The following is an 11,821-nucleotide window of genomic DNA, read 5'->3' as shown; positions in this document are numbered from 1 at the left end:
AAATACCCCCTCTAGGCTTTTTTTGTTTTTATACTTGCTCTCTAAATTGAGGTCATTTTCTCATACGTTTCGGGACGTCGATCACGGTAAAACTGCCAAACATCTCTTACTTCACGAATCATTTTTTTATCCATTACTCCAATGATTACTTCATCTTTGTCTCGGCTACCTGTGGCCACAAAGCTACCTCTTGGATCAACGAGGTACGATTGGCCATAAAATTCGCCCATATTCCACGGACCTTCGTAGCCAACACGATTGATTGCGGCCACGTAATAACCGTTGGCAACTGCATGGGCAGGCTGTTCAAGCTTCCACAAGTATTCGGAGGTACCAGATACTGTGGCGGAAGGGTTAAACACTATTTCGGCTCCATTAAGACCTAGTACTCGGGCACCTTCTGGGAAATGTCGGTCATAACAAATATACACTCCGACTTTTGCAAATGCGGTATCAAATACGGGGTATCCTAGATTTCCAGGCTTGAAATAGTATTTTTCCCAGAACCCATAACCCTGATCACCTACAGCTACATGCGGGATATGGTGTTTGCGGTATTTTCCTAAATAAGAACCGTCCGCATCAATAACGGCTGCTGTATTATAATAGGTGGCAATACCCTCACGCTCATAAATTGGGAGAATAATTACGACTCCTAGTTCCTTAGCGAGTTCCTGAAATAGCTTTGTTGTGGGGCCATTAGGGATTTCTTCTGCGGCATCATACCATTTTGTATTTTGCTCAGAACAAAAGTAGGGTCCGTAAAAGATTTCTTGCAAGCAAACAATTTGTGCTCCTTTTTCCTTTGCTTCACGAACGAGATTGATATGTTTTTCGATGGCTTTTTGTTTATGAACCTCAACGGGTTCTTTTCCATCCACATCATTGCTAGCCTGAATTAAACCAATGGTTACTTGATCCGCCATTCTCTTAGTTCCCCCTAATTCGAAATAATTCTATTCTATTTTTTTTTGAAAATAAAAAAACAATGAATCATAGCAGTCTTTTATTTTCATGCACATCTTGTACATTATATTTCTTGTAAATGGACAGTATCCCTCCTCTTTTTATATTAAATACAGAAAAATCGAAACTTTTAATTAATTTTACATTTGCTTGTTAATCCTCGCATGATACATTATGTAAAATCCTTCTTGGTAATAGCTAGTCATTTTGTCAATTATGTCTGGTAGGTTGTGAGATATTCTTACGAGAAGTTCTAGGGAGTTAGTTAATAGAGTAAGTTTTTGAAAGAAGATCATTTGTCATTGTGGAGGATAAAAAGACAAATCTTACATATCGTTCTTTAAGGTATGTGAAATTATGTAACAAAAAACTATTAAGCCCATTATAATACTTACAACCTAGTGACTGAGAACTATTTTGTTAGATATCATAACGTGCTTTTTGTTATCAAATATAAAAACCACTTCCTTATGAGAAGCGGTTTTGTAACTGTCCATCTCAGGCGGACAAATCCCTATATTTTGTTATTTATAACCACATTCGCTTGTTTTCAACTCGTCTTGTTATTCCGTTTTCATCTAATCGCTCTAGAAAAGGAATCATATATTTTCTAGACAATCCGAGTACTTCCTTTGCTTTCCCAACATCAAATTCTTGTTCTGTCTCAGCTTGAAGTCTTTTCACAGCTTCTGTAAAAACCTCACCATGATAATAGTATGATTCGTCTAGAGAGATAATCATTTCTCGTTCAGTCCAATATCTCTTAACATCCTCGACTAAGGTTTCCGGAATTCCAGCCTCTTTTATATAGTCATTTAAATACTTTACTTGTAGACCATCTTTTTTTAATGCATTTAGAAGGTTTTCTGTTCGTTTTTCCCAATTTGACGGTACATGAGGAGTAAAGGTGGCTAAGGATACAAATTGTCCCTTTCGTTGAAACTGATTTGAAGCAGAACCCTGTTCTATTACATATTCCACTAACGACCTGGAATACCATTTTTTTAAACCTTGTAAAAGCTCGGCTTTATTTACCCCATTTCGCAGAGGGAACTGTTTGTGGTAATCAGTCAATCGCTCGAATAATTCATCCTCAACTTCTTTAATAATTGCTTGTAAGGTGTATTCTTTATTACTGTAGTGGATAAATTCCCCTCCAGCAAGGGCAAGCAAAAGTTCCTCCTTATCGAGAGAGGTCCGCTTAATGAGTTCATCAATTGACAAACTCTTCGCCTCAATTAACGCGGCAGTTATTCGTTCGGCCGGTGACCCTTCTTTCTTCTTAGCGAGCTCTTCAACCGTTTGATGCCCGAAACGGTATTTCTCGCCTTTAGGATCGATAACCCATCCCCCACCTATTGTTTCCTGCGGGCTAGGTCTACGCAAAATAAAACGATCTCCACGCTTTGTGACGATTTGCTCCTCAAGTCTTAATTGACAAAGGATTTCCCCACTGTTCTCTTTCAGTTCATTTCGGTCAAAAAATACGATTCTACCCATCACTTCGGCTGTTCCTATATGACATTTAATCGGCATTCTTTGCTTTACCAGATGTTCAAGATCTTCTACCATTTGAATGGCAACGTCAATGGTACGTGTGACATTAAAATGCTCTGACGATACAAGAACATCGCCCCGTTCAATCGCCTCTTTGGTTATGTTTGATAAATTTATCGCAGCCCTTTGACCGGCAAACGCTTGTTTAGATGGTTGGTGGTGTACTTGAAGCTGCCTTGCTCTTACCTCAATTCCTTGAGGCATAATGGTAAGAAGTTGACCTTCCTCAACAGCTCCTTCATACACGGTTCCTCTTACAACCGTTCCTTGACCTTTTACGGTAAACACTTGGTCGATTGGCAAGCGGAAGGGTCCTTTTGCATCACGAACGTCTTGTTGTTCTAACGTTTGTATTATTCGTGATTTAAGCTCATCAATGCCTTTATTTGAAAGGCTGTCAACAAGGACGCAAGGTGAGTTTTCAAAGACGGTTCCGCTTAATTCTTCATAAATATCATCTTTTACTAATTCTGAAAATTCCTCATCCACCTTGTCCATTTTGGTAATCGCAACAATACCTGACTTTATTCCTAAAAAACCGAGAATTTCTAAATGCTCCTTTGTTTGTGGCATAACTCCTTCATCTGCTGCTACGACAAGGACGACCAAATCAATACCTGCCACCCCAGCAATCATTTGCCTAATAAAACGCTCATGTCCTGGAACATCAATCACTGATATTTGTATATGTTCATCTTCATATAAGGGAGCAAACCCTAGTTCTATGGAAATTTGGCGTTCCTTTTCTTCTTTTAAACGATCGGTATCAACATTGGTCAGTGCCTTTGTGAGTGTTGTTTTTCCGTGGTCGATATGACCTGCCATGCCTATTGTAAAATATCGTTTTTCCATATTTGCACCTACTTTAATGTTCTGCACCCTTTTACTTTAACTTTAAAATGTTAATTGCTCAACCTTTTTGGTGTACACGCTTGCCCTTCACGAATAAAATTACAAAGGAACCCATATTCCCTCCAATAAACCAAATAACCAGGAGTAAAGTTACCTTTACTCCTGGTTATGGTTAATTAATAAATTGAAAATAAGTAGTACTTCCGCTTTGGCTAGCAACTACCTCTAATCGAGCATCAATTCGTTCCTTTAGCTCAGGTACGTGTGAAATGATCCCAACAAGGCGTCCGCTACTTTGGATGTCAATCAGTGCCTCAATCGCTTGGTCGAGGGATTCAGGGTCCAACGTACCGAAGCCTTCATCAATAAACATCGTCTCTAAGGAAACCCCACCCGCATAATTCTGGACAACATCAGCTAGTCCAAGTGCTAAAGATAGCGAGGCTTTAAAGCTCTCTCCACCAGATAATGTTTTTACATGACGTTCTTGCCCCGTATATGAATCAACAACGAGGAGCTCTAGTCCGCTCTGCGTGTTCCCTTTTGATTTATCCATTTTTCGAAGCAGTTGGAATCTTCCACTCGTCATTTTTAGCAATCGACCATTCGCTTCTCTTAATATGTCATCTAAAAAAGAACCGAGGACGTATCTCTCAAATGTAATTCGTAGATTATTGTTTCCTTTTGAAATATCCGCAAGGTTACCAATCATCTTGTATTGTTCTTCAAATTGCTTCATTTCTTTGTTCAAGGAATGAATCGTTTCTAATATTTGTTCGTTTTCTCGCTTTTTAAAGCTCAAGTCACTCTTGTGATTATCAATATCCTTTATTTCCAGTGTCATTTTTTCAATGAGGTCTGTTAATTCCTGAATATTAGGCAGTGGTACATCCTTTAATACTGCTTCTAACTCTGTGTAACGATCCGTTACCGAGCGAAGTGACTCACGATAGTTTGAAATCTCTACTTCCATTTGTTGAAGCTCCACTTCAGATCGCTTCGCTGTTTCATATTGCTTATAGTTTTGAAAGCCCTGTTGTTCCAGTTTTACCTTAAATACTTCTCGCTCCACTTGAAGCTCGGCTTGCTTCGTCTCTTTTGACTGAAGGATCGACTGCAGTTGTCCTTCAATGGTGGAAAGGGAAACCTTAGAATTTTGGAGTGCTATCTGAGCCTGTTCTAGCTTGGTATTGAGATCGTGTAACTGGCTTTGCTGATGGTTTACTTCCAGCTCGAACCGATCAACTGAACGAAGTGCTTCAGGAATCGTTTCTTGCAGTCTAGTAAAATGACTGTTTTTTTCAACGAACGAGAATCTAGCTTCCTGGTAGGATTCATCTAGCTCTTTAGCCTTTACGGCCCATTCCACCTTTGCTGTTTCAAGTTTCTTTAGGCCCTCAACAATTGTATCCAGTTGTTCAAGACCTGTTTGTAATTTTCGTTGTTCTTCCTCGACATCTCTTTTCTTACTTAATACAGTCTCTTTAAAAACAGGAAGTTCCTCAATCAAAAAATCAGGCATACTCGCTTGTAATGACTCTAGTGATTGAGCGACTAATAATGTAGAAGTTTCCACACTCGATTGTAACTTGAAACTTTGTGACTGAGCTTCGTTTCTCTCTTTTTCTAGTACTTCGAGCTGTTGTTTAGCAGCCTTCAAATCGGTTTCATTTGGAATGGTGTTATTTTCCTGACTGGTCGGTTTTGGATGATGTTCTGAACCGCAGACAGGACAAGGAGCACCATCTTGAAGCTTGCTGGCTAGTATGGAAGCTTGTCCATTCATCCAGCTGTTTTCTAGTTCTTCAACGAGAAATTTGGAATCCAAGTAGCGATCAGTTGTCCGCTCAAACTCCGCTTTTTTTTGATTAAATTTCACTTCTAGAGTTAACAAGTTTTCCTTCTGTTTCTCTAGAGTAGAAATTAAATCAGCTTCACGCTTTAATTCGTCAAGGAGGCCTTTGTTTTCAAGAAAAACAAGTTTACTAGCATCGATTTCTTCTTTTTTCTCTGTGTACAATCGAAGACGTTGGTCAATTTCTGTTCCCTTTTTTTCCGCTGCCACCTTGTCCTCTTCAAGTTTTTTCCATTGTAGTTGTAGGTTACGAATTTCATCTTCAAGCTTTGCATAAGAGTGTATATCATCCTTTAATGACCTTAGCTTGTGAATACCTTCTTCTAATGCTTTTCTTTCCGGTTCTTTTTGTTTTTCTGATTGAAATACGGCTTCAAGTTTTTGCACTTGATCCACAAACGACTTTTGCTTTCCTAGCAAGTCGTTCGCTTGAGTTTCGTAAGTGGTCAGTTCCTTTTTTAACCTAGCACATAGTTGCTCTTGCTGTAGCAACAATATTGCTTTTTTTCCTAATTCTACGTCATCCTTTTTTTTCTCAAACAATTCCTTTTGATTTTCAAGGTGTAACTTATTATGAAGGGCTGTTTCCTTTGCTTCGAATTGTTTAATAACTATTTCTGCATCATAAAGCTTTTTTTGTTCAATTTGACGTAGCTGATCTCTTTCCACAATTTCCTTTTCAAATAAAGCGATTTGCTCTGACATTGCTTGGATTTCTTCTATTAATGCTGGAATAATGACAAGATCATTTGTGCTGCCCGCTTCCATATACTCTTTTAAATCCTCTGTAAACAAGGCATGGATTTTTCGAATCGCATGGTTACGGTCCGCCAGCTGTTTTTCTACTGCGGCTTTTAAAGAAGCTGCTTCTTCTTTTAGCTTTTCCTCAATTCTTTTATACAGCTGCGTATGGAATAAACGTTGTAGAATGGACTCTTTTTCCTTGCTGTCAGAGGTTAGTAGCTTTCTAAATTCGCCTTGAGGAATCATAATGATTTGGCGGAATTGATTGCTGTCAATCAACATGATTTGTTTAATTTTTTCATCTACATCACGAACATTTGATGCGATGATTTGCTTCGTCCCATCCATATCGTATACATACAACTCTGCTTTTGCGCCGATAGAAGTTACCCCTTCACCACGGGACTTTTTCTTGTCTTGTTGAGGAGAACGACTAATCTCATACGTTTTGCCACGAAGACGAAATTCCAATGAAACCTCTGTTAATGTATCATTATCGGCAAATTGGCTACGAAGCTCTGGACCATTCCGATCTTCACCACTCGCCTTTCCATAGATGGCATAGCTAATTCCGTCAAAAATGGTCGTTTTCCCTGATCCAGTTTTCCCAGAGATAACAAACATTGTTCGGTTTCCAAGTTCGGAAAAGTCAATTACCTCTGTACGAGAGTATGGGCCAAATGCCTGCATCGTAAGCTTCAAAGGTCTCATATTATTGTTCCTCCTTTAAGACACTCTCAATGACCCCTGCCATAATCCTTTTCTTTTCAGGTGAGAATTCTTCTGAAGTCATTTCTTTATAAAACTGTTCAAACAGATCGAGTTCCGATTTTCTTTCCTGTCCGATTGCAGTGAGTAATTTCTTTTCTTTCATATCCTTTAGCACGGTCTGTCTTTCTAAGTGAAGAACATTTGGATAGACATGACGAAGCTTACCGATTGGATCAAGTAATGCCCCTTCATCTAGCAACGTAATACTTAAATAATCATCGACCTTTTGTTTTTCATAAAAGCTCGTATCCAATAGTTCATCTAAGTATCCAACGAGTTCACGCATGTCCTGTTTTGGTGTTAACGAACGGTATCGGATCGAAAAATCACCTTTTTCATCCATTTCTACGATCTGAATGGATTTCTTTTGCTTTGCTTCTGAAAAGGAATATTTTAATAGAGATCCAGAATAGAAAATTTTATCATGTTTAATCGCATCAGGACTGTGCAAATGCCCTAACGCTGTATACTGAAATGGAGAAAATAAATCCTGAGTGACACATCCGGATCCTCCTACAGATAAGGATCGCTCAGAATCCGTAGACTCTCCCCCTAATACGAAGGCATGTCCGACGAATACATTTGGTGTGTTCGGGTCTAACTGCTCCTCAATTTTTCCGATGATTCTCTTCATTGCTTCCTGATGGCTATGAATGCTGTCTTCATTTAGTAATTGTCGAATAATACCAGGCTCTGCATAGGGGACACAGTAAAAGTTTACCCCATTAATATGAACAGGTTGTAAGTTCGCTTCCGGTTTACCAGTTAAGTATAATTGGCTGTTTCGATACCAGGAGGTTCCAAAAGATAAACGTTCGGCACTATCATGATTTCCGGCTATGGCTACGACGGGTATGTTAAGTCCTACATTGATTTCGAACAATACCTGGTCAAGTAGCTCGACCGCTTCTGTTGGTGGAACAGAGCGATCGTAAAGGTCTCCTGCAATCACAACTGCATCTGGCATTTCCTCTGCAACCACTTGAATAAATTGGTTTAATACTTCTTTCTGGTCGTCCGTCATATATATACCGTGGACGAGCTTTCCTAAATGCCAGTCCGCTGTATGAATAAATTTCAAACCTTCCACCTCGTTTGTTTAGTATATTTCTCTATTATAACAGAACGTGCATTCGTTTTTCTTTACATATTTTTGTAAGTTCATTTTTTAACAAAATAAAAAAGCAGCTTAACCGCAAGTGGTTAAACTGCTTGAAAGGTTATAGGAATTATTTTTTTGTTACGTTAGCAGCTTGAGGCCCACGTGCACCTTCTACTACATCAAATGATACTTCTTGACCTTCTTCTAGTGTTTTGAAGCCTTCAGCTTGGATGGCAGAGTAATGAACGAATACGTCGTTACCGTCTTCAGCTTCGATAAAACCGAAACCTTTTTCAGCATTGAACCATTTTACTTTTCCGTTTTTCATCTCAAAATCCCCCTACTGGCTGTTGAAAGCCATGCCTTAATTTTACCATTTACAACGTATAGCATTTGCAAACATTACGCATCCAAACATGGAACCTAGTCGTACAAAAACTCTAACACGGTGCAGAACGGTTACCCTAAATTTAGCATCATCGCCTATTTCTGTCAATAATATCTGACCTTTATTGTGTATAAAATTTAGAAAGTTAGGAAAATTTGACGCTAAGTGATTTCGCGAATTCGGTCAGGTAGACTTTGAATGGATTGAACAACAGCATCTAACTTTGCCTCTACTCGATGAAGCAAGTATAAAGTCACTACAATCGGAAATCCGACATCACTAATGAACGCAATAAGCTGTTCCACTAGCCTCAGCTCCTTTCTTTTTAAATATAAGGTGTAGGAGTGAATTAATCCTATTAACCTTCTACCTTTTATATATTATCGATCGACTGTTTTGGACAGGCATTGAAATAATAATTTTCATTTAGAGGACATGAATGCAAACCAACCACGACAAGCCTTCATATCATGTTAGTAGCACGATTAGGAGGTGAGAAAATGGATTTAGCATCCTTTTTAAATGAAAATTACTATATGCTTGTCCCAGCTCTCTGGGTCCTAGGTTTTGCACTTAAACGTACACCTAGCGTACCGAACTGGTCTATTATTTGGGTCTTATTAGGATTTTCCCTTATTTTCGGAGTCATTGCTTGGGGTTTTTCCTACACAGGGGTAATTAACGCGATCATTGCAGCGGGAATAGCCGTACTGGGCCACCAAATGGTCAAACAAACAATCAAAAAAGGTTGACAAAAAAGGGCGTCAGACACCCTTCGTGGACAAATGTAGGGGATGTGTCTTTTTAGGGTGTCTGACACCGCTCGTGGACAGAAGTGCTGCTTTTGTCCGTCTGGGGTGGACAGTTAGGTGTTGGATTTTTTCGTTTGTGGTTTTATTTTTATAATGTGAGGGTATATAAGGAATGGAATAACTGAGTTTTTATTCCCATCCACTCCCCCCTGGATGAGATATGGATAGGCTGCTTGACATGCGGAGGCAAAAATCCTTTTCCAATGAAAAAAGCCACCCATTTAGGCGGCCCTTTTATTTGATTAGAACGATACGAGAATCCATTCGTCCTGAATAAATACGCTATATCCGGTATAGTTCTCACCTTCAACACTAATCGTTTCCCCTGTGGAGGCGACTTTTCGAATATCGTCGCCGATAGGTCCCACTAGGTTAAACTCTCCAGTTTTCTCAAAAATGCGAACCAATAATTCTACATTTGTCATTGGAACAGCTTTAATTCCGGTAGACATCTGAAATAAAACTTCCCCATTCTTTACCATCGCAAAAACATCACTATTTGGAATGGCATAAAAACCTGCCCCTATTTCACTCGCTATATTTATATAAACAGAGAATTTTTCATCTGTAACTTTCTCATATGTTGATCCAAACAACTCGATTGAGTCCGGAACAAGAATTTCTTCCCCTTTGCTCACGACCTCTGTGGTTTCTTCAGCTGGTTCTGAAACAACCGCTACCACTTCCATTACCTCCTCCTCTTCGGTAGCTACTAAAAAAGCCGACTCATTATCCATTGTTTTTCCTAGGGAGACATCTGCTCTTTTTGGAACATCATGACTTACATTTGGTGAGGATCCCTGATTGGCTGTAACATTTGCACCAACATCTAAAAAACGTGAGAAACTAACAACAATAACAACCAAGAGCAGTGGTAAAACGGTCAAAACTTTCTTTTTCAAATGACTCCCCCCTAAAATACTTCATACTTATTAGACGAATTCAAATAAAAAAAGTTTCAAAATTTGGTAAAAATATTACAAGCCTATTACAATTTTTAAAAACTTGAAACAATTGTCCTTTCACACCCGTAAAACATATAAAATCGGCGAAGGGAGCTTACTAATGGGGAACATACTTATCTTTTCACTGCTTGCAGGAATTATTTCGAGCATTCTACTTATCCCTTTTTCAAAAATGACAAAAGAAACGAAAGTAACAGGTATTGCGTTGGCATTTACAACGACTCTTGTTTTGATAGTGTTCGGATTCTTTTATCTGACGAAACTGGATCAAAACTTCAGTACTCTTTGGGCTTTAATACTATTAGCATCAATTGGAGGAACAATCGCTTCGAAAGGAATGGAGCGAAAGTTGAAAGGAATCATCTCGCTAGGAGCACTTGGAATGGGAATTTATTTTTTATCTGCTTTTGTGTTCAATGCAAATGAGAAGTATGAGCTTTCCAAAATGGACGAAGAGGTCGAAATCCCGGCCTTTGATGAAAGTGTGACTCCAGCGAGTGTACCACCCCAATTTGCTAGAAATAAAATGAGAAAGGCTTTTGGACAGGTTCCAAATACGAGTTACTATGAGCTTGGAAATTTACAAATACAGAAAGTAAATGGACAATTTGTCTACATTGCCCCTGTTGAGTTCTCAGGCTTTTTCAAGTGGTTTAAGGGCGAGGAAACACCTGGTTATCTTACCTTGAGTGCAACGGATTCCTCTGCGAATCCTAAATTTGTTCAGTCAAGCATGAAGTACACTCCATCTTCCTATTTTCAGAAGAATCTTGAACGACATATTCGTCTCCACTATCCAAAGAACATATTCTACGGGGATGTGCAGCTTGAAATAGATGATGATGGAAAGCCTTATTTTATTCGAACATATGGTAGTTTTGTCACGGCACGAAACGGCTTTAAAGCGGAAGGTATCGTTCTTGTCGATCCTTCTACTGGAAAAACTGAAGCCTTTGATCTAGAGTCCGCACCAGAGTTTCTTGATGGGTCTGTCTCACCTGAAGCTGTGAGTTTACAAAATAGTTATTACGGTAATTTTGTACATGGGTTTTGGAATAGCTTATTTGGGAAATCAGATGTGAAGTTGCCTTCTGATGAAGGCACCGAGGCCAATGTTAGCCCAATTTTTGATGAGAATGGAGTGATGTATTACTTTACTGATTTTACGAGTCCGAAAGAAGGAGTAGATTCCATGTTGGGGTACTCGTTAACAAATGCTCGCACTGGAAAAGCCACCTTTTACACTGGGAATTTAGAGGAATCATATATGGATTCTCGAGGAGCTCTTGAAATTATCGATAAGAAATTTATCGAGAAAAAATGGGATGGAGAAATGCCTGTTCTCTACAATTTCTATGGAGAAGCAAGCTGGCTCACTCCTGTTCTTGATTCCAATGGATTCCTACAAAACTATTTTATCGTTTCGGCAGCAAATCCTGAAATATCATCGTATGCAGAAACTCCTAATGATGCGCTAAAAAAATTCAAGGTAGCGCTCCAGCGAGAAGGTAGTACACTTAATGGAACTTCGAAGGCTGAAGAAATGGAAACAAGCGGTGAAGTCCTTCGAGTGTATAAGGAGAGAATTGGAGATTATACAATTGTCTCTTTCCTGCTAAACAATCAACAGAATTATACCGTTTCATCAGAAAATAACCCTCTAGCCATCTACTTAGAGCGTGGAGACAAAGTAACTCTCACGTATTTAGATTCCGGAGAGGACTTTCTCTCGGTGAAAAAGTTAACAATAGATAGTATTGAATAAATATTGTAGGACGAACCGAATGGGTTCGTCCTTTTAGATCAGTT

General features: G+C 39.0%; 9 protein-coding genes. 2 read left to right on the top strand and 7 right to left on the bottom strand.

The window, feature by feature from the left end:
- Nucleotides 1-41 precede the first annotated feature (41 nt).
- From ACVBAX_RS09970 to ACVBAX_RS09945, 6 genes are all read right to left on the bottom strand, one after another.
- A complete protein-coding gene (locus ACVBAX_RS09970) occupies nt 42-926 on the bottom strand; it encodes a nitrilase-related carbon-nitrogen hydrolase (protein ID WP_430774276.1) in 885 nt (294 codons plus the stop codon).
- Nucleotides 927-1,494: 568 nt separating this feature from the next.
- The gene (gene selB / locus ACVBAX_RS09965) at nt 1,495-3,375 is read right to left on the bottom strand and encodes a selenocysteine-specific translation elongation factor (protein WP_447116887.1); all 1,881 of its coding nucleotides are present in this window, start codon (nt 3,373-3,375) and stop codon (nt 1,495-1,497) included.
- Nucleotides 3,376-3,547: 172 nt separating this feature from the next.
- Nucleotides 3,548-6,685 (bottom strand): AAA family ATPase, encoded by a 3,138-nt coding sequence (locus ACVBAX_RS09960; protein ID WP_447116886.1) that lies wholly within the window; start codon nt 6,683-6,685, stop codon nt 3,548-3,550.
- A 1-nt stretch (nt 6,686) separates the two neighbouring features.
- On the bottom strand, nt 6,687-7,826 hold the full coding sequence (locus ACVBAX_RS09955; RefSeq protein ID WP_430774273.1) for an exonuclease SbcCD subunit D: 1,140 nt from the start codon (nt 7,824-7,826) through the stop codon (nt 6,687-6,689).
- Nucleotides 7,827-7,974: 148 nt separating this feature from the next.
- Entirely contained in the window at nt 7,975-8,175 is a 201-nt protein-coding gene (locus ACVBAX_RS09950) for a cold-shock protein (protein ID WP_430774272.1), read from the bottom strand.
- Between the two features lie 221 nt (nt 8,176-8,396).
- Complete coding sequence (locus ACVBAX_RS09945; protein WP_340903521.1) at nt 8,397-8,540, bottom strand: YvrJ family protein; 144 nt, start codon at nt 8,538-8,540, stop codon at nt 8,397-8,399.
- Between the two features lie 195 nt (nt 8,541-8,735).
- Here ACVBAX_RS09945 and ACVBAX_RS09940 point away from each other — a divergent pair, with 195 nt between their 5' ends.
- Nucleotides 8,736-8,987, top strand: coding sequence for a phage holin family protein (locus tag ACVBAX_RS09940; RefSeq protein ID WP_430774271.1), 252 nt, complete (start codon nt 8,736-8,738; stop codon nt 8,985-8,987).
- Nucleotides 8,988-9,289: 302 nt separating this feature from the next.
- Here the strand turns inward: ACVBAX_RS09940 and ACVBAX_RS09935 are convergent, their stop codons facing one another.
- Nucleotides 9,290-9,949, bottom strand: coding sequence for a hypothetical protein (locus ACVBAX_RS09935; RefSeq protein ID WP_447116885.1), 660 nt, complete (start codon nt 9,947-9,949; stop codon nt 9,290-9,292).
- Between the two features lie 163 nt (nt 9,950-10,112).
- Here ACVBAX_RS09935 and ACVBAX_RS09930 point away from each other — a divergent pair, with 163 nt between their 5' ends.
- On the top strand, nt 10,113-11,777 hold the full coding sequence (locus tag ACVBAX_RS09930; RefSeq protein ID WP_447116884.1) for a hypothetical protein: 1,665 nt from the start codon (nt 10,113-10,115) through the stop codon (nt 11,775-11,777).
- Nucleotides 11,778-11,821 lie beyond the last annotated feature (44 nt).

Source organism: Robertmurraya sp. GLU-23, assembly GCF_052983275.1.
This window is presented reverse-complemented; position numbering and strand designations above follow the sequence as displayed.